This is a genomic window from Pseudomonas sp. DW-iso17 (genome assembly GCF_058725345.1).
The window spans coordinates 73,229-91,551 of the sequence record NZ_JBZXEA010000004.1 but is presented as its reverse complement, the minus strand read 5'-3'; the positions used below and the strand labels follow the sequence as shown (position 1 = coordinate 91,551).

Sequence of the window (18,323 nt, the reverse complement as noted above, 5' to 3'; positions counted from 1 at the left end):
CATTCACGGCGGATTCCATCCGCCGTTTTCCTGCCCACCGTCGCTGCAAAGCGCCACCCCCCTTCCCACAGTAATGTCCCTTTGACTGCCCTCCCCAGATTGCCAATACTCATGGCATATTGACGGCCACCCGCATGAGACAAGGAATGCCCCTTTGAAGCTGGAACTCAAGAACAGCTTGTCGGTGAAGTTGCTACGGGTTGTGCTGCTGTCGGCCTTGATCGTGGGTGTGGCGCTGAGCGTGGCGCAGATCGTTTTTGATGCCTACAAGACACGCCAGGCCGTGGCGGGCGATGCCCAGCGCATCCTCGACATGTTTCGCGACCCCTCGACCCAGGCCGTGTACAGCCTGGATCGCGAGATGGGCATGCAGGTGATCGAAGGTCTGTTCCAGGACGATGCTGTGCGCATGGCCTCTATCGGCCATCCCAACGAGACCATGTTGGCGGAAAAAAGCCGCCCTTTACAGCGGTCCCCCAGCCGCTGGCTGACCGACCTGATTCTTGGCCAGGAACGATCCTTTACTACCGCATTAGTCGGCAAGGGCCCCTACAGCGAATATTACGGCGACCTGAGCATCACCCTCGACACCGCCACCTATGGCCGAAGTTTCCTGGTCAGCTCGGTCATCATCTTTATCTCGGGCGTATTGCGCGCCCTGGTCATGGGGCTGGTGCTGTACCTGGTGTATCACTGGATGCTGACCAAACCGCTGTCGCGGATGCTCCAACACCTGACCTCGATCAACCCGGACCGCCCCAGCGAGCACAAGATCCCTCAGCTCAAGGGTCATGAACGCAACGAACTGGGGCAGTGGATAAACACCGCCAACCAATTGCTCGAATCCATTGAGCGCAATACCCACCTGCGGCACGAGGCCGAGTCCAGCCTGTTGCGCATGGCCCAGTACGACTTCCTGACCGGCCTGCCGAACCGCCAGAAGTTGCAGGCGCAACTGGACAAGATCCTAACGGACGCTGGCCGCCGGCAACGCCGTGTCGCGGTGTTATGCGTGGGGCTGGATGACTTCAAGAGCGTCAACGAGCAATTCACCTACCAGGCCGGCGACAAACTCTTGCTGGCCCTGGCCGACCGCCTGCGCGCCCATAGTGGCCGCCTGGGCACGCTCGCCCGCCTGGGCGGCGACCAGTTCGCCTTGGTGCAAGCCGATATCGACCAGCCCTACGAGGCCGCCGAACTGGCACAAAGCATCCTCGATGACCTGGAGGCTGAATTCGCCCTCGACCACGACCTGATCCGCCTGCGCGCCACCATCGGCATCACGCTGTTTCCGGAAGATGGCGACAGCACCGAGAAGTTGCTGCAAAAAGCCGAGCAGACCATGACCCTGGCCAAGAGCCGCTCGCGCAACCGCTATCAGTTTTATATCGCCAGCGTCGACAGCGAAATGCGCCGGCGCCGTGAACTGGAGAAAGACCTGCGCGATGCCCTGAGCCGCGAGCAGTTCCACCTGGTGTACCAACCGCAAATCAGCTATCGCGACCATCAGGTGGTCGGCGTGGAGGCCCTGCTGCGCTGGCAACACCCGGAACATGGGCTGGTACCGCCGGATTTGTTTATCCCGCTGGCGGAACAGAACGGCACCATCATTCCCATTGGCGAATGGGTGCTGGACCAAGCGTGCCGGCAATTGCGCGAATGGCATGACCAGGGTTTCACGGCGCTGCGCATGGCCGTCAACCTGTCCACGGTGCAACTGCACCACACCGAGTTGCCGAGGGTGGTCAACAACCTGATGCAGATCTATCGCCTACCGCCACGCAGCCTGGAGCTGGAAGTCACCGAGACCGGCCTGATGGAAGACATTAGCACCGCCGCCCAGCATCTGCTGAGCCTGCGTCGCTCCGGGGCGCTGATCGCCATTGATGACTTCGGCACCGGCTATTCCTCCCTGAGTTACCTCAAAAGCCTGCCACTGGACAAGATCAAGATCGACAAGAGCTTCGTCCAGGACCTGCAGGACGACGACGATGACGCAACCATCGTGCGCGCCATTATCCAATTGGGTAAAAGCCTGGGCATGCAGGTGATTGCCGAAGGGGTGGAGACCGCCGAACAGGAGGCCTACATCATCTCCGAGGGGTGCCATGAAGGGCAGGGTTATCACTACAGCAAACCGCTGCAGGCCCGGGAGTTGACGGCTTATCTGAAGCAGTCCGAACGTAATAACGCCGTGAGTCTTTGAATTTACACTTCGATACTCAATATTTCCCGCGTATAAGCCTTTACACAAAATGCAAATCTTTCGCATTATGTCGCAGCGTTTGCGCTCCCCGCGCGCCCTTTCAACAACCGAAGCAGGATGTTCGCCATGATTCGTATGCCCCTGGCCACCGCCAGTCTGCTGGCCATTGCCATTTCTCTCGCCGGTTGCGGCGAAGGTAAAGACAAGGCCGCCGCGCCCCAGGCACCCGCTGCCGCCAGCACTACCGCACCGGCGGCTGCCCCGGCAGGCCAGGTCGACGAAGCAGCCGCCAAGGCCGTGGTCGCGCACTACGCAGACATGGTGTTTGCGGTGTACAGCGATGCCGAATCCACCGCAAAAACCCTGCAGACCGCAATCGATACTTTCCTCGCCAACCCGAACGACGAAACCCTGAAAGCGGCCCGTACCGCCTGGATCGCCGCACGCGTACCCTACCTGCAGAGCGAAGTATTCCGCTTCGGCAACACCATCATCGACGACTGGGAAGGCCAAGTGAACGCCTGGCCCCTGGATGAAGGCCTGATCGACTACGTCGACAAGTCCTACGAGCACGCGCTGGGCAACCCAGGTGCCAACGCCAATATCATCGCCAACAACGAGATTCAGGTGGGCGAAGACAAGGTCGACGTCAAGGAGATCACCCCGGAAAAACTCGCCAGCCTCAATGAGCTGGGCGGTTCCGAAGCGAACGTCGCCACCGGCTACCACGCCATCGAATTCCTGCTGTGGGGCCAGGACCTTAACGGCACCGGCCCAGGCGCGGGCAACCGCCCGGCGTCGGACTACATGACCGGTGACGGTGCAACCGGCGGTCACAATGAGCGTCGCCGCACTTACCTGCGTGCTGTCACCCAACTGCTGGTCAGCGACCTGCAGGAAATGGTCGACAACTGGAAGCCCAACGTCGAAGACAACTACCGCGCCACCCTGGAGTCGGAACCGGGCACCGACGGCTTGCGTAAAATGCTGTTCGGCATGGGCAGCCTGTCCCTGGGCGAGCTCGCCGGGGAGCGCATGAAAGTGTCCCTGGAAGCCAACTCGCCGGAAGACGAGCAGGACTGCTTCAGCGACAACACCCATTACTCGCATTTCTACGACGCCAAGGGCATCCGTAACGTCTACCTGGGGGAATACACCCGTGTTGACGGCACCAAGCTGACCGGCGCCAGCCTGTCGTCTCTGGTGGCCAAGGTCGACCCGGCAGCCGACGCAGCCCTCAAGGCTGACCTGGCAGCCACCGAAGCGAAGATCCAGGTGATGGTTGACCACGCCAACAACGGCGAGCACTACGACCAGTTGATCGCCGCTGACAATGAAAAGGGCAACCAGATCGTGCGTGACTCGATTGCCGCCCTGGTCAAGCAGACCGGTTCGATCGAAGCCGCTGCTGGCAAGCTGGGTATCAGTGACCTGAACCCGGACAGCGCTGATCACGAGTTCTGATCAAGCACAGTTAAAAGAGGCGACCTGCGGGTCGCCTTTTTCATGCGCGCAATAACTGCCGCGTCTATCCCTGTAGGCGCTGGCTTGCCTGCGATGGCGGTGGTTCAGTCGACTAATCTGTAACTGACACACCGCCATCGCAGGCAAGCCAGCTCCCACATTGGATTGCGGGGCGTCAGGTGAATATACGCCGGCTGGCAGGCCAGCTCCCACAGGGGTTCTCCATCAACCCGCAGCCCTCGGTTTACAAGACCTGCACCGCGGGTAGAATGGCGCCTCTGCCCAATCACCCGAGCGAACTTCATGGCGTTGCCGACCCTGCGCATCATCGGTTTCATCATCGGCATCTTCCTGATCACCCTTGCGGTCGCCATGGTAATCCCGATGGCGACCCTGGTGATCTTCGAACGCACCAGCGACCTGCCCTCGTTCTTGTGGGCCAGCCTGATCACCTTTATCGCCGGGTTGGCGTTGGTCATTCCTGGCCGCCCCGAGCACGTGCACCTGCGCCCCAGGGACATGTACCTGCTGACGGTCAGCAGTTGGGTGGTGGTGTGCATCTTCGCCGCCCTGCCCTTTTTGCTGACCCAGCACATCAGCTACACCGACTCGTTCTTTGAAAGCATGTCCGGCATCACCGCCACCGGTTCCACCGTGTTGAGCGGCCTGGACAGCATGTCGCCGGGCATTTTGATGTGGCGTTCGTTGCTGCACTGGCTTGGCGGTATCGGCTTTATCGGCATGGCGGTGGCGATCCTCCCGCTGCTGCGCATTGGTGGCATGCGTCTGTTCCAGACCGAATCCTCGGACCGCTCTGAAAAGGTCATGCCTCGCTCACACATGGTGGCGCGCTTGATCGTGGCCGCCTATGTGGGCATCACCATCTTCGGCAGCCTGGCCTTCTGGTGGGCCGGGATGGGCGTGTTCGATGCGATCAACCATGCAATGTCGGCGATCTCCACCGGTGGGTTTTCCACCTCGGACGAGTCCCTGGCCCATTGGAAACAACCGGCGGTGCACTGGGTCGCGGTGGTGGTAATGATCCTTGGCAGCTTGCCGTTCGCCCTGTACGTGGCCACCTTGCGCGGCAACCGTCGGGCGCTGATCAAGGACCAGCAAGTGCAAGGCTTGCTCGGCCTGTTGCTGGTGACCTGGCTGGTACTCGGCACCTGGTACTGGTGGACCACCAACCTGCATTGGCTCGATGCCTTGCGCCATGTGGCGCTGAACGTGACGTCTGTGGTGACCACCACCGGCTTTGCACTGGGGGACTACAGCCTGTGGGGCAACTTCTCACTGATGCTGTTCTTCTACCTGGGCTTTATCGGCGGCTGCTCAGGCTCCACCGCAGGCGGTATCAAGATCTTCCGTTTCCAGGTGGCCTACATCCTGCTCAAAGCCAACTTGAATCAGTTGATCCATCCCCGCGCGGTGATCAAGCAGAAGTACAACGGCCATCGCCTCGATGAGGAGATCGTGCGCTCGATTCTGACTTTTTCGTTTTTCTTCGCCATCACCATCTGCATGATCGCCCTGGCGCTGTCACTGCTGGGCGTGGACTGGATGACCGCATTGACCGGCGCCGCCAGTACCGTTTCCGGCGTCGGCCCCGGCCTGGGCGAAACCATCGGCCCGGCCGGCAACTTCGCCACCCTGCCGGATGCCGCCAAGTGGATCCTGTCCCTGGGCATGTTGCTGGGGCGCCTGGAGATCATCACCGTGTTTGTGTTGTGCATTCCGGCGTTCTGGCGTCACTGACCGACGACATTTGCTGCAAGCGCGCCCGGTATTCGCCGGGCGTGGCATCGAACCAGCGGCGAAACGCGCGGAAAAAGTTGCTCGGGTCGGCAAACCCCAGCAGGTAAGCGATTTCCAGCAAGGTCATATTGGGTTGTGCCAGATACTGCTCGGCCAGTTCGCGCCGGGTGTCATCGAGCAAGGCCTGGAAGCTGGTGCCCTCCTCCTGCAAACGCCGCTGCAAGGTGCGCTGGGACAGGTGCAGCGTCTGGGCCACCGCTTCGCGCTTGGGCTCGCCCTGAGGCAACAGGCGGCACAGCACCTGACGCGCCTTATGGGTCACGCGGCTTTCGGAAAAACGCGCCAGGTATTCACCGGCAAAGCGATCGTGCAACAGCGCCATGGCTTCGTTGGCCGTGGGCAGCGGCGCCTCCATATCCGCCTGCTCGAAAATCAGCGCGTCATAGGGTGTATTGAATTGCAAAGGCGCATGGAAGGCGCGTTGGTAGGGCGCCAGGTCCGCTGGCTGTTCGCCCTGCAGCAGCACTTTGCGGGGCTGCAGGGTGCGCCCGGTGAGCCAGCCACACAGGGCCAGGGCGCTGGCCAGCGAGGCTTCGGCGCTTTGACGGGTGGGCGGCAGGTGATCGCCATGCACCGTCAGAATCAACGCATAGCCTTCGGGTAACAGTCGGAAACTCAAGTCAGCGCTTTCGGCGATGATGCGCTGGTAGCGCACCAATCGCATAAAACCTTCGGCCAGGGTGTTGCTGGACATCAACGCATAACCGGCAACGTGAAACGAGGCCGGGCGCACCACCTTGCCCATGTTCAGGCCAATCGCCGGGTTGCCTGACACCTCCACCGCGCGCTGCCACAGGCGGGTCATGGCGTCTTGCGGGAAGCGCGCATCGGGATCACTGAGGGCCGCATAATCCAGGCCCAGTTGCTTGAACAAGGCACGGCAATCCAGGCCATCCATTTCCAGCGCCTTGACGATGCCCATCGCCCAGCTTGCAGAAGTTGTTCGTTCGCTCATGGCGTCTTCTTGTTGAAAGCAGGCTCAAACGGCAGCCAGGAAGCCAAGGATACTAAAGTGGCATCTATTGTCACTGGCTGTTACCACTGATCACTCTAGACTCAAATAAGCTCCCCGCCGCACACCCGTTGGCGGCACAACAACCAGAGGGCCGGTGACCGTGGAAAACATCAAGAAATACAACAGTTTTGCCGAGTTCTACCCGTACTACTTGGCCGAGCATGGCAACAGTACCTGCCGACGCCTGCACTTTATCGGCACCACCCTAGTGATCGGCATTCTTGCGTACGCCATCGGCAGAGGTTCATGGGTCCTGCTGCTGGCCTTGCCGCTCGCGGGCTACAGCTTTGCCTGGATTGGTCACTTCTTCTTCGAAAAGAACCGTCCCGCCACCTTTCAACACCCGTTCTACAGCTTGCTGGGAGATTTTGTGATGTACCGCGACATGATTCTGGGCAAGGTGCCGTTCTAGAGGTGTGACCTCATGTCACTTGCGTCTGAACCATTAAAAATTGTGCATACGTCGAGATAAAAGTCTTTTTGTCATTTACGGTGCTGTATCCTGCCAAGGCTTTTTGAGAGCGCGGAATCACCTGCGATTGAAAAAACAGACCTTGCGAGGAGCGACCACGATGCACGAGATACCTAATCTCCCCTTCCCAAGCCTGCACCCAACTGAGCAGCCAACACCGCAGCAGGCCAGCGACAAGCAGCCTGAGGCCAAAGAAGCAAAACCAGTCGAGCGCGAAAGCCGGGACTGACGCCGTACCAGACCGTGTGGAAAGCGCGCCTTTGAGCGCTTTCCACACTGCCTGAATCATCCGAGACCTTCACTATGACCACCTCCCCTTCCGACACGCCGGACGCCGCTGTACTCGACGCTGCCTTGCAGATGGTCGAAATCTGGAACCGCCTCAGTGCCGACAAGCAAGCAGCACTGCTCAAGCGCTTTGGCACCCAGGAAAACGCTTTGGCTGCCCTGGTGACCACTCAATTGCTGGCCCCCACCCAAGCTTGATCGGCTTTAGAGCTGACGTTTTACATTTTTGCCGCCCTGCCCGGCCTGCGCGCCGGTATCATTAGCAGCCTATCTTTACCTGCTGCGACAGTGGATCTCTCCCATGCCAGATACCCAGCGCCCCATGGCGGTCACGCTGCAAGTTGTTTCCATCGTGCTGTTTACCTTCATCGGCTATTTGAATATCGGCATCCCCCTGGCCGTATTGCCGGGCTATGTCCATAGCCAGCTGGGCTATGGCGCCGTCATTGCCGGGCTGGTGATCAGCGTGCAATACCTGGCAACCCTGCTGAGCCGCCCCTATGCCGGCAAGATCATCGACAACCTGGGCAGCAAGCGCGCCGTGGTGATCGGCCTGGTGGGCTGCGGCTTGAGTGGCGTGTTCATGTTGTTTGCGGCGTGGTTTTCCAGCCTGCCGGCTCTGAGCCTCGGCTGCCTGCTGGTCGGTCGGCTAGTGCTGGGCAGCGCTGAAAGCCTGGTGGGTTCGGGGGCGATTGGCTGGGGCATTGGCCGTGTCGGCGCCGCGAACACGGCCAAGGTTATTTCCTGGAACGGCATCGCCAGCTACGGCGCGCTGGCGGTCGGCGCGCCGTTGGGGGTGCTGCTGGTCAGCCAGTTGGGGCTTTGGAGCATGGGCGTCAGCATCATTCTGTTGGCCGTACTGGGTGTGGTGTTGGCCTGGAAAAAACAAGCCGCGCCGATTGTGCCCGGCATCCGTTTGCCGTTCATGAATGTACTGGGCCGCGTGCTCCCCCATGGTTGCGCGCTGGCATTGGGCTCTATCGGCTTTGGCACCATCGCCACCTTTATCACGTTGTATTACAGCACCCAGCACTGGGATAACGCGGTGTGGGCCTTGAGCCTGTTCGGTGCCAGTTTTATCGGCGCGCGCTTGCTGTTTGGCAATTTGATCAACCGCATTGGTGGTTTTCGCGTCGCAATCGCCTGCCTGTCGGTGGAAGTACTGGGCCTGCTGTTGCTGTGGCTGGCGCCGGATGCCCAACTGGCGTTGGCGGGTGCGGCGTTGAGCGGTTTCGGTTTTTCCCTGGTGTTCCCGGCGTTGGGAGTGGAGGCCGTCAACCTGGTGCCGGCCTCCAGCCGTGGCTCGGCGGTGGGCGCCTATTCGCTGTTTATCGACTTGTCCCTGGGCATCACCGGGCCGCTGGCGGGCGCCGTGGCGGCCGGGTTTGGCTTTGCCTCGATCTTCCTGTTCGCCGCCCTCGCCGCTTTCGCCGGTTTGCTGCTGAGCATCTACCTGTACCGCCAGGCGCCCAAGGCCCGCGAAACACGCGACGCCTAGAAGTCGACCTTGCCGCGCCCGGCCTTGATGCTGCCGCGCTTGGTCTTGGACTCCAGGCGGCGTTTCTTCGAGCCCAGGGTAGGCTTGGTCGGACGGCGTTTTTTCTCGACCTTGGTGGCGCTCTGGATCAACTCCACCAGGCGCTCCAGCGCATCGGCGCGGTTCTGCTCCTGGGTGCGATATTGCTGGGCCTTGAGCACCAGCACGCCTTCGCTGGTGATCCGGCTGTCACGCAGTGCCAGCAAGCGTTCCTTGTAGAACTCCGGCAACGAAGACGCCGGAATATCAAACCGCAGGTGCACCGCACTCGACACTTTATTGACGTTCTGCCCACCGGCACCCTGGGCGCGAATGGCGGTCAGCTCAATCTCGGCATCGGGCAGCTGTACGTTGTTGGAAATCACCAGCATGTAACACGGTCCTCCGGAAGAAGCCCTAGGATACGCGAATGCACCTTGGCCATCCCCTCAAACAACAAACCCGGCACAAGGCCGGGTCTGCTTAACAACATTGACGCTTACTTCACCGCGGGGACCGCCATATCCATGGACTGCTGCGCCCGCTTGTTCTTGACCCAGTAACAAACGCCCATGAACGCCACCCACACCGGGATCGCGTACACCGAGCGGTCAATGCCCGGAATCATCAGCATGGTGCCCAGAATAAACACCACAAAGGCCACGCAGATGATGTTGCCATACGGGTACCACAACGCCTTGAACAGCGGCACCTGGCCAATGCGGTTCATGTGCTGGCGGAACTTGAAGTGGGAGAAGCTGATCATCGCCCAGTTGATCACCAACGTGGCCACCACCAGCGACATCAGCAGTTCCAGCGCGTCATGGGGCATCAGGTAGTTCATCAGCACCGCCACCAGAGTGATCGCCGCCGAGGCCAGGATCGAACGCACCGGCACGCCGCGCTTGTCGATTTTCGCCAGGGCCTTGGGCGCGTCGCCCTGCTCGGCCATGCCCAAGAGCATGCGACTGTTGCAGTAGGTGCCGCTGTTGTACACCGACAGCGCGGCCGTCAGCACCACAAAGTTGAGGATATGCGCGGCGGTGTTACTGCCCAGCATCGAGAACACCTGCACGAACGGGCTGCCGCTGTAGGCATCGCCGGAGGCGTTGAGGGTCGCCAGCAGGCTGTCCCACGGGGTGAGCGACAGCAGCACCACCAGGGCACCGATGTAGAAAATCAGGATGCGGTAGATCACCTGATTGATCGCCTTGGGGATCACGGTGCGTGGTTGATCGGCTTCAGCGGCGGTAAAACCGAGCATTTCCAAGCCGCCGAAGGAGAACATGATGATCGCCATGGCCATCACCAAACCGCCGACGCCATGGGGGAAGAAACCACCATGCTCCCACAGGTTGCTGACCGAGGCTTGCGGGCCGCCGCTGCCGCTGACCAGCAGGTAGCTGCCCAGGGCAATCATGCCGACGATCGCCACCACCTTGATGATGGCGAACCAGAACTCGGCTTCACCGAAGACTTTGACGTTGGCCAGGTTAATCGCGTTGATCAGCACGAAAAACGCCGCAGCAGAGACCCAGGTCGGGATCTCCGGCCACCAGTAGTGCACGTACTTGCCGACGGCCGTCAACTCCGACATACCCACCAGAATGTACAGAATCCAGCAGTTCCAGCCCGAGAGGAAGCCGGCGAAACCGCCCCAGTACTTGTGGGCAAAGTGGCTGAAGGAGCCGGCGACCGGCTCCTCGACAATCATTTCGCCAAGCTGGCGCATGATCATGAAGGCGATAAAGCCGCAGATGGCATAGCCCAGGATCATCGAAGGGCCGGCGGATTTGAGCACCCCGGCCGAGCCCAGGAACAGGCCGGTGCCGATGGCGCCACCGAGGGCGATCAACTGGATATGCCGGTTTTTCAGGCCGCGTTTCAGCTCGCCTGAAGAAGAATGGGGTCCACTCATGAAAAGGGTCTCACGCAAGGTTTGAAGAGTTGAATGCAGGTTGCTGCCTTGAATTACCGACTCAAGCAGCGCCGCTCAAACCCCAGCGCAGGCACCAGGAGTACAGCGTCTTTCTAATGGTCATGCGTCACCTGTTTGTTTTTATCTGTGACGAAATCGAACCCGTCCGGCTCGTGGCCAGGCGGAGTGATCAGGGGGATCAAACCCTGAGGTCTTGGCCTTTTGCGTGGATACGCAAGGGGGGTCACAGTAAAACGCGGCGCATTGTACACCGCTCGACAGCTTCGGCACGCACCGGGAAAGTGCACGGGCGATTCTGTCAGCTAATGCTTACATCGGCGCGCCCCCCAACAAAGCCAGGGCAGTTGCGTAAATCTATCGTTACACCCCGGAAAATCTGCGTTACAGCCAGACTTTGGCAACCCTCAACGGAATTCTGTCGGTAAGCAATGCCTGAAGAATCGCTTCAGCCAATTCACTGTTTTGCCTGAATAAAAAAATCTGCCGAAAAACAGAAGAAAAAATCCAAATGAAACCGTGTCAATAAATTTTTTGCATTTCGAAACACTCTCTTCTAGGTTCTTTGCACTTGCCCGCGAAGCCCGTGGGCAAGCCGTTCTCAAACAACGTCCTCTAGGAGATACACCATGCAAGCACTGGAAAACGACCTGGAAACCGAACTGCAACTCGACGATTGGTTTGAAGCGCCGACCCATGAGGCCGCCGTTGAAATGATGCAAGCCGATGCCGTTGTGCCTTTTGGCACCGCGATGTGGCCTTTCTAATACCCGGCAGGCATCCGGCAGGCGCTGTGCACGGCGCCTGCCCCCTTACCCAAGGCACAGAAGGACACCCGTCATGGACAAGGCCCGCGCCGTCGAACATTTTCTCTACTACCTGGCACACCACCCCGCCCTCAACGGCCTGAACCGCCCCACCGTGTTGCTGGGCCACACCGAGCGCTATGACGCCATCGCCCAGGCGATTACCCACGGCAGCGCCGCCCGCTTCAACTTTCAACTGCAACGCCTGGACCTGGCGCCCAGCGACACCCTGTCCCAGGCCATTCAAAGCTGCGACCTGTACCTGTTTCTCTATGATTCCTCCACGCTGCCCAACCCACGCGCCGAAGGCCCGGACTTTATCCGTGCCCTGCAAGGCGTGATGGCCGAGCACTGGAAAAAATCCCTGCTGTTCAAGGATTACGGCGACTATTTCTACGACACCTTCAGCGTCGAGCCCCAACGCATCGCCGACCTCAACGCCACACTGATCCGGCGCATGGCCCAGGCCAACGTGCTGAGCTTTACCGACAAACACGGTTCGCGCCTGGAAGCGCCGATGAGCAGCATCAAGAAGTGGACCAATATCAACGGCGTCGGCAACCACGACCTGGCGCCCGGCGAAATCGCCACCCACAGCGAAGCCATCAACGGCCAGGTGCGGTTTGTCGGCACCTTCCTCAGTACCATCCCCTTTGCACGCAAATACGGCGTGCTGCAATTGCCGCTGGAGCTATGGATCGAGAACTCCACCGTTTGCAGCGTGGCCAGCGAAGTGCCAGGGCTGGCAGATGACTTCAACAAGTACCTGAATGCCAACCCGTCCAACCGTCGTGTGGAGGAGTTGGGGATTGGCACCAATGAAGGGGTCAAGGACCTGTATGCGCGCAATGCCGGGTTTGAAGAGCGTCACTGCGGGTTGCACTTGGGCTTGGGTGGCGGGCAGAAAGGCAGTCATCACCTGGACCTGATCTTTGCCAGTGGGGTGCTGGCGCTGGATGACAAGCCGGTGTTTGATGGCGCCTTTGCCTTTTAAAAAATCATAGACGTGTAGAGATCCCGGTGGGAGCTGGCTTGCCTGCGATAGCGGTGTGTCAGTCACCTTTTTACTCACTGACCCACCGCTATCGCGGGCAAGCCCGGCTCCCACAGTTGACTGCATTTCAAATGTAGATCGCAAAAAAAAAACGCCAACCCTAGGGTTGGCGTTTTTATGCGGCGCTTAACGTATCACTGCGGCTTCTTGCGACCAAAACCAGGACGCTGGCCGGAACCGGCCGGTGCGCCACGGCGCTTGCCCGAAGGCTCGTCCGCGACCAGTTTCGGGCCAGGGCGCTTGTTCGCCGCTGGCTTGGCTGGACGCTTGGTGCTGGCGTTGTCGGCCGGGCGATCCGCTTCACCACGGTTGCTACGACCACCCGCCGGAGCAGGACGCGGCGTACGTGGCGCACGCTCGCCTTCCTGACGCGATGGCGTGGTGGGGCGGCGTTCACCTTCAATGTGCGGCTGACGCGAGATACGACCGCCGGTGGCCGGTGCATCCAGCGCAGGGCGCAGGGTGCGGGCAACACGTTCGGTACGTGGCACTGGGCGCGACGATTTGCGCTGCATACGCTCAAGCTTGTCTTTGCTCTTGGCGTTCATCTGCGGCATGGCAACCGGCGTCAGGCCCACTTCGGCGCTGAGGATATCGACCTCGTACTGGCTCATTTCGCGCCAGCGGCCCATCGGCAGGTCGGAGTTCAGGAACACCGGACCGAAACGCACGCGCTTGAGGCGGCTGACCACCAGGCCCTGGGACTCCCACAGGCGACGCACTTCACGGTTACGGCCTTCCATCACCACGCAGTGGTACCAGTGGTTGAAACCTTCGCCACCCGGCGCCTGCTTGATGTCGGTGAACTTGGCCGGGCCGTCTTCAAGCACCACGCCCGCCTTGAGGCGTTCGATCATCTCGTCATCGACTTCACCACGTACACGCACGGCGTATTCACGGTCCATCTCGTAGGACGGGTGCATCAGGCGGTTGGCCAATTCACCGTCAGTGGTGAACATCAGCAAGCCGGTGGTGTTGATGTCCAGACGGCCGATGTTGATCCAGCGGCCTTCTTTAGGCTTGGGCATCTTGTCGAACACGGTCGGACGGCCTTCCGGGTCGTCACGGGTGCAGATCTCGCCGTCGGGCTTGTTGTACATGATCACGCGGCGCACCGATTCGGCGGCCTCTTCACGCTTGATGACCTTGCCATCAATGGTGATTGCATCGTGCAGGTCGACGCGCTGGCCGAGGGTAGCCTCGACGCCGTTGACCTTGATGCGCTTCTGGGTGATCCAGGCTTCGACGTCGCGGCGCGAGCCCACGCCGATACGCGCCAGCACTTTTTGCAGCTTTTCGCCTGCTGGGCCGATTTCCTGGTCTTTCTGGTCTTGGTCATTCATCGTAAGCACCTCCCGGTGGGTCGATTCAGGCGTGGCCTGAGGGGTATTGAAAGCGGGGCCTAGGCCGAATAGGTCGGCAAGGGGTCGCGAATCATACGCGCATGGCGCGTGTTGCGCATCACAGACTAGCCGATAACGCCCAAGTCATTTGCTTTTCCGCCGACCGGTGGCGCCCAGAGCCAGCAAACGCAGCTGGGCTTCGGCCAATACCGTGCGCTTGTCGGCTTTATCGAGTTTCTTCCAGGCACGGATTTCACGCTTGCTGCGGCCACAGCCGACGCAGATGTCGTCGCTGAATTTGCAGATGCTGATGCACGGGTCTTTCAGGGCACTCATGGTCGATCCTCTGTGGGAGCTGGCTTGCCTGCGATGGCATCACCTCCTTGCATCTGAGAGACCGAGGCGTCTGCATCGCAGGCAAGCCAGCTCCCACATGGGTTGCGCGGTGAACCTCAGAGCCGGTCAGTCTTCGAGCTGGCGGCGCTCGTTTTCGATGGCCTCGGCCAGCGCCCGGGCTTCGTCTTCTTCGTCACTCAGGGGCGGCTGTTCGAGGGCGGCGACGGCGGCCAGGAGCTTTTCCCGGGCCTGGGCCACGCCAAGCACATCGTCTTGGGCTTCGACCTCAGGCTCGGATTCAACGTTCACCTGGGTTTCTGGCTCCGCCGCACCATCACGCAGCAAATCGTCGAAGTCGGTCTTGATCCCCTGCTCCATGTCGTCCAGCTCCAGCAACAACGTATGGAAACTGGTTTCGTCCTTGGGCTCCTCCGGCTCGGCGCTGGCATCGGCCAGTTCCTGCAGGCTTTGCGGCACCGGCGCGTCGTCGAAATCGAGCACTGGCTCGGCCTCCATTTCGCGCAGTTCGGCTAGCGGCGGCAGGTCGTCGAGGTTCTTCAGGTTGAAATGATCGAGGAACACCTTGGTGGTGGCGAACATCGCCGGTTTGCCGGGCACGTCACGGTAGCCAACGATGCGAATCCACTCGCGCTCCAGCAGGGTCTTGACGATATGGCTGTTGACCGCCACACCACGCACGTCTTCGATCTCGCCCCGAGTGATGGGCTGGCGATAGGCGATCAGCGCCATGGTCTCCAGCATCGCCCTCGAGTAGCGCTGCGGGCGCTCTTCCCACAAACGCCCGACCCACGGTGAAAACTTCTCACGGATCTGCAGGCGATAACCCGACGCCACTTCGCGCAACTCAAAGGCACGGCCCTCACAGGACTTGCGCAGGATCTCCAAGGCTTTCTTGAACACCGGCGGCTCCGGGCGTTCGGCTTCTTCAAAGAGTTCGAACAGGCGCTCCAAAGATTGCGGTTTGCCCGAGGCCAGGAGAAAGGCCTCCAGCAAAGGGGCCAGTTCGCGGGGTTCAGTCAGATTCATCGATTCAGCTCGTTATTCGGCTCGCGCCCGCACGTGGATAGCCGCAAAAGGCTCATTCTGCACCAGCTCGACCAAGGATTCCTTGACCAGCTCAAGGATCGCCATAAAGGTCACCACCACGCCCAGGCGCCCTTCCTCGGCGGTGAACAACTCGACAAAGGGCACAAACCCACCGCCCTTGAGACGTTCCAGCACATCGCTCATGCGCTCGCGGGTGGACAGCGCTTCACGGCTGACCTGGTGGCTCTCGAACATATCGCCACGGCGCAGTACTTCGGCCATGGACATCAGCAATTCTTCCAGACTCACGTCCGGCAGCAACTTGCGCGCGCGCGCCTCGGGAGCGTCGAGCTTGGGCACCACCACATCACGGCCCACACGGCTCAGACCGTCGATGCCTTCGGCGGCAGCCTTGAAGCGTTCGTACTCCTGCAGGCGGCGGATCAGCTCGGCGCGCGGGTCATCCTCTTCGGCTTCTACCGTCTCCGAGCGCGGCAACAGCATGCGCGACTTGATCTCGGCGAGCATGGCGGCCATCACCAGGTACTCGGCGGCCAATTCCAGGCGCACCGACTGCATCAGCTCGACATAGCCCATGTACTGGCGGGTGATTTCTGCCACCGGAATATCGAGGATATTGATGTTCTGCTTGCGGATCAGGTACAGCAGCAAGTCCAGGGGGCCTTCGAAGGCTTCAAGGAACACCTCCAGGGCGTCCGGCGGGATGTACAGGTCCAGGGGCATTTCCATGACCGCCTGGCCATACACCATGGCAAACGGCAGTTCTTGCTGGGCGCCAGCCTGGGGATCAGCGGCTTCCACGGCTGACATTCAGGCCTCGACCATGAACGGAGCCGGGTCGCCACAACCCACACGCACCACTTCTGGTTCGCCATCGGCCAGGTTGATCACCGTGGAGGCCTTGTTGCCGCCGTAGCCGCCGTCGATGATCAGGTCGACGTGCTTTTCCAGCAAACGGCGCATTTCGTAAGGGTCGTACAACGGCTCGGTTTCGCCGGGCAGGATCAACGACACGCTCATCAGCGGTTCGCCCAACTCGGCCAGCAGCGCCAGGGCAATCGGGTGTTCCGGCACGCGCAGGCCGATGGTGCGTTTTTTCGGGTGCAATAACAGGCGCGGCACTTCGCGAGTGGCGTTGAGAATGAACGTGTAAGGCCCCGGCGTGTGGGCCTTGAGCAGGCGGAAGGTACCGGTGTCGACCTTGGCGAACAGGCCGAGCTGGGACAAGTCGCTGCAGATCAGCGCAAAGTTGTGCTTGTCGTCCAGCTGGCGCAAGCGTCTTACCCGCTCGACCGCACCCTTGTCGCCGATCTGGCAGCCAATGGCGTAGGACGAATCAGTCGGGTAGATCACCACGCCACCGGCGCGGATGATCTCTACGGCCTGCTTGATCAGGCGCGCCTGAGGGTTTTCCGGATGAATCTGGAAGAATTGACTCACGTGCTCTACCTGTTCAGACGGTGGCAATAATGGGGTCATGCTTGAATCGCCCCCACAACAGCGGCAGATCTTCCGGGACCTGACGATACTCGCCAATCTCGGACCAGCCGCCTGGGCCATGAAAATCACTGCCGGCACTGACCAGCAGACCAAATTCGCGGGCAAGGATCGCCAGGCTGCCGACCTGTTCTGCCGGTTGATGCCCGTTGACCACCTCGATGGCGTGGCCACCCGCACCAATATAGTCGCTGATCAGCTTGCGGCGCTTGCTGCGGGTGAAATCGTAATGCCAGGGATGCGCCAGGCTGACCCAGGCCCCGGAGGCCCGCAGGGTCTGGACGGTGTCTTCCAGGGTCGGCCAATGCAGCCTCACATCGCCCAACTTGCCGGCGCCCAGCCATTTGCGAAAGGCCTCGGCGCGATCCTTGACATAGCCTTCGCGCACCATCCAGTCGGCAAAATGCGGACGGGCCGGTGCGTTGCCGCTGTCGCCCAGCTCCTGCTGGATGGCGCGGGCGCCGTCGAGGGCGCCAGGCATACCTTTAAGGCTCAGTTTGCGGCTTATTTCTTCGGACCGCAGCCAGCGGCCATCGTGCAATTGGGCAATCGCCGCCACCAAGGGCGGGGCCTTTTGATCAAAACCGTAGCCCAGCACATGGATGGTGGCGCCGCCCCAGGTGCAGGACAATTCCACGCCGTTGACCAGCTGCATGCCCAGGGAATGCGCGGCCTGGCGGGCTTCATCGAGGCCTTCGAGGGTGTCGTGGTCGGTCAATGCCAAAACTCGCACGCCTTTTTCAAACGCACGCGCAACCAATACCGCGGGCGCCAGGGCGCCGTCGGAGGCCGTGCTGTGGCAGTGCAAATCAACATTCACGGGAGTGTGTAACCTCAAGTCAGCTGGCGCTATCGCAACCAAGGATGTTTGTTATTATGCCGTCACATCCAGCTTCTGGCTCTTACTGTGAAACAATTCATCGACTTCATCCCGCTGTTGCTGTTTTTCATCGTTACCAAACTCGACCCCAGGGTCATCGAAATCGCCGGCCACGAGCTATCGTTCGGAGGCATCTACAGTGCCACTGCCGTACTGATCATCAGCTCCATCGTAGTGTACGGCGCCATCTTCATCTCCCAGCGCAAGTTGGAAAAAAGCCAATGGCTGACCCTTATCGCCTGCCTGGTATTCGGTGGCCTGACCCTGGCCTTCCACAGCGAAACCTTCCTTAAATGGAAAGCCCCGGTGGTGAACTGGCTGTTCGCCCTGGTGTTCATCGGCAGCCACTTCATTGGTGACCGCCTGCTGATCAAGCGAATCATGGGCCATGCGCTGACCTTGCCGGAGCCGGTGTGGGTGCGCCTGAACGTGGCCTGGATCGTGTTTTTCCTGTTCTGCGGTGCCGCCAACCTGTTCGTGGCCTTCACGTTCCAGGACTACTGGGTCGACTTCAAAGTGTTCGGCAGCCTGGGCATGACCGTATTGTTCCTGATCGGCCAGGGCATCTACCTGTCGCGCCACCTGCATGACACCGCGTCTACCACGCCGAAAACCGAGGACTGA

The 18,323-nt window shown here is 60.5% G+C and carries 19 protein-coding genes; 9 read left to right on the top strand and 10 right to left on the bottom strand.

The features are described from left to right. The first annotated feature begins 154 nt into the window (after positions 1 to 154). From AC4PS6_RS03960 to AC4PS6_RS03950, 3 genes are all read left to right on the top strand, one after another. Positions 155 to 2,206, top strand: a complete 2,052-nt coding sequence (locus AC4PS6_RS03960; protein ID WP_014719673.1) for a putative bifunctional diguanylate cyclase/phosphodiesterase — start codon at positions 155 to 157, stop codon at positions 2,204 to 2,206. 126 nt (positions 2,207 to 2,332) lie between these two features. Beyond that, a complete protein-coding gene (locus tag AC4PS6_RS03955; RefSeq protein ID WP_014719674.1) occupies positions 2,333 to 3,670 on the top strand; it encodes an imelysin family protein in 1,338 nt (445 codons plus the stop codon). A 303-nt stretch (positions 3,671 to 3,973) separates the two neighbouring features. Further along, positions 3,974 to 5,428 (top strand): TrkH family potassium uptake protein, encoded by a 1,455-nt coding sequence (locus tag AC4PS6_RS03950; protein ID WP_003193780.1) that lies wholly within the window; start codon positions 3,974 to 3,976, stop codon positions 5,426 to 5,428. Here the strand turns inward: AC4PS6_RS03950 and AC4PS6_RS03945 are convergent. Then, on the bottom strand, positions 5,385 to 6,443 hold the full coding sequence (locus tag AC4PS6_RS03945) for an AraC family transcriptional regulator (RefSeq protein WP_166405542.1): 1,059 nt from the start codon (positions 6,441 to 6,443) through the stop codon (positions 5,385 to 5,387). The two genes, AC4PS6_RS03950 and AC4PS6_RS03945, sit on opposite strands and share 44 nt — an antisense overlap. Positions 6,444 to 6,603: 160 nt before the next feature. Between AC4PS6_RS03945 and AC4PS6_RS03940 the strand changes: the two genes are divergently transcribed. Continuing rightward, positions 6,604 to 6,915 (top strand): Mpo1-like protein, encoded by a 312-nt coding sequence (locus AC4PS6_RS03940; protein ID WP_014719676.1) that lies wholly within the window; start codon positions 6,604 to 6,606, stop codon positions 6,913 to 6,915. A 10-nt stretch (positions 6,916 to 6,925) separates the two neighbouring features. On the opposite strand, the gene AC4PS6_RS03935 is transcribed toward AC4PS6_RS03940, so the two are convergent. Further along, positions 6,926 to 7,264: a hypothetical protein gene (locus tag AC4PS6_RS03935; RefSeq protein ID WP_019819373.1), complete on the bottom strand. Its 339-nt coding sequence runs from the start codon at positions 7,262 to 7,264 to the stop codon at positions 6,926 to 6,928. A gap of 14 nt (positions 7,265 to 7,278) precedes the next feature. Between AC4PS6_RS03935 and AC4PS6_RS03930 the strand changes: the two genes are divergently transcribed. Then, on the top strand, positions 7,279 to 7,461 hold the full coding sequence (locus tag AC4PS6_RS03930) for a hypothetical protein (protein WP_336827241.1): 183 nt from the start codon (positions 7,279 to 7,281) through the stop codon (positions 7,459 to 7,461). 103 nt (positions 7,462 to 7,564) lie between these two features. Further along, the gene (locus tag AC4PS6_RS03925; protein WP_336827242.1) at positions 7,565 to 8,761 is read left to right on the top strand and encodes an MFS transporter; all 1,197 of its coding nucleotides are present in this window, start codon (positions 7,565 to 7,567) and stop codon (positions 8,759 to 8,761) included. Here AC4PS6_RS03925 and arfB read toward each other — a convergent pair. Together arfB and AC4PS6_RS03915 are read right to left on the bottom strand one after the other, a co-directional pair. After that, entirely contained in the window at positions 8,758 to 9,171 is a 414-nt protein-coding gene (arfB, locus tag AC4PS6_RS03920; protein ID WP_003193787.1) for an alternative ribosome rescue aminoacyl-tRNA hydrolase ArfB, read from the bottom strand. The two genes, AC4PS6_RS03925 and arfB, sit on opposite strands and share 4 nt — an antisense overlap. Before the next feature lie 107 nt (positions 9,172 to 9,278). Further along, positions 9,279 to 10,697: an amino acid permease gene (locus AC4PS6_RS03915; RefSeq protein WP_014719679.1), complete on the bottom strand. Its 1,419-nt coding sequence runs from the start codon at positions 10,695 to 10,697 to the stop codon at positions 9,279 to 9,281. 647 nt (positions 10,698 to 11,344) lie between these two features. Here AC4PS6_RS03915 and AC4PS6_RS03910 point away from each other — a divergent pair. After that, positions 11,345 to 11,482 carry a hypothetical protein gene (locus tag AC4PS6_RS03910; RefSeq protein WP_003175756.1) on the top strand — a complete coding sequence of 46 codons (138 nt, stop codon included), beginning with the start codon at positions 11,345 to 11,347 and terminating at the stop codon, positions 11,480 to 11,482. Positions 11,483 to 11,555: 73 nt separating this feature from the next. Then, positions 11,556 to 12,515 carry a M29 family metallopeptidase gene (locus tag AC4PS6_RS03905; RefSeq protein WP_014719680.1) on the top strand — a complete coding sequence of 320 codons (960 nt, stop codon included), beginning with the start codon at positions 11,556 to 11,558 and terminating at the stop codon, positions 12,513 to 12,515. Between the two features lie 194 nt (positions 12,516 to 12,709). Here the strand turns inward: AC4PS6_RS03905 and rluB are convergent, their stop codons facing one another. The 6 genes from rluB to AC4PS6_RS03875 all read right to left on the bottom strand — a co-directional run bounded on the left by rluB (position 12,710) and on the right by AC4PS6_RS03875 (position 17,639). Next, positions 12,710 to 13,918, bottom strand: coding sequence for a 23S rRNA pseudouridine(2605) synthase RluB (gene rluB / locus AC4PS6_RS03900; RefSeq protein ID WP_014719681.1), 1,209 nt, complete (start codon positions 13,916 to 13,918; stop codon positions 12,710 to 12,712). 144 nt (positions 13,919 to 14,062) lie between these two features. Continuing rightward, complete coding sequence (locus AC4PS6_RS03895) at positions 14,063 to 14,254, bottom strand: DUF1289 domain-containing protein (RefSeq protein ID WP_014719682.1); 192 nt, start codon at positions 14,252 to 14,254, stop codon at positions 14,063 to 14,065. 126 nt (positions 14,255 to 14,380) lie between these two features. Continuing rightward, a complete protein-coding gene (scpB, locus tag AC4PS6_RS03890; protein WP_014719683.1) occupies positions 14,381 to 15,301 on the bottom strand; it encodes an SMC-Scp complex subunit ScpB in 921 nt (306 codons plus the stop codon). A 12-nt stretch (positions 15,302 to 15,313) separates the two neighbouring features. Then, on the bottom strand, positions 15,314 to 16,132 hold the full coding sequence (locus AC4PS6_RS03885) for a segregation and condensation protein A (RefSeq protein WP_014719684.1): 819 nt from the start codon (positions 16,130 to 16,132) through the stop codon (positions 15,314 to 15,316). Further along, positions 16,133 to 16,762: an L-threonylcarbamoyladenylate synthase gene (locus AC4PS6_RS03880; protein WP_003193796.1), complete on the bottom strand. Its 630-nt coding sequence runs from the start codon at positions 16,760 to 16,762 to the stop codon at positions 16,133 to 16,135. It lies immediately after the preceding gene. A 13-nt stretch (positions 16,763 to 16,775) separates the two neighbouring features. Then, the gene (locus AC4PS6_RS03875) at positions 16,776 to 17,639 is read right to left on the bottom strand and encodes a PHP domain-containing protein (RefSeq protein ID WP_336827243.1); all 864 of its coding nucleotides are present in this window, start codon (positions 17,637 to 17,639) and stop codon (positions 16,776 to 16,778) included. An 87-nt stretch (positions 17,640 to 17,726) separates the two neighbouring features. On the opposite strand from AC4PS6_RS03875, the gene AC4PS6_RS03870 reads away from it, so the two are divergent. Beyond that, positions 17,727 to 18,323 carry a septation protein A gene (locus tag AC4PS6_RS03870; RefSeq protein ID WP_014719685.1) on the top strand — a complete coding sequence of 199 codons (597 nt, stop codon included), beginning with the start codon at positions 17,727 to 17,729 and terminating at the stop codon, positions 18,321 to 18,323.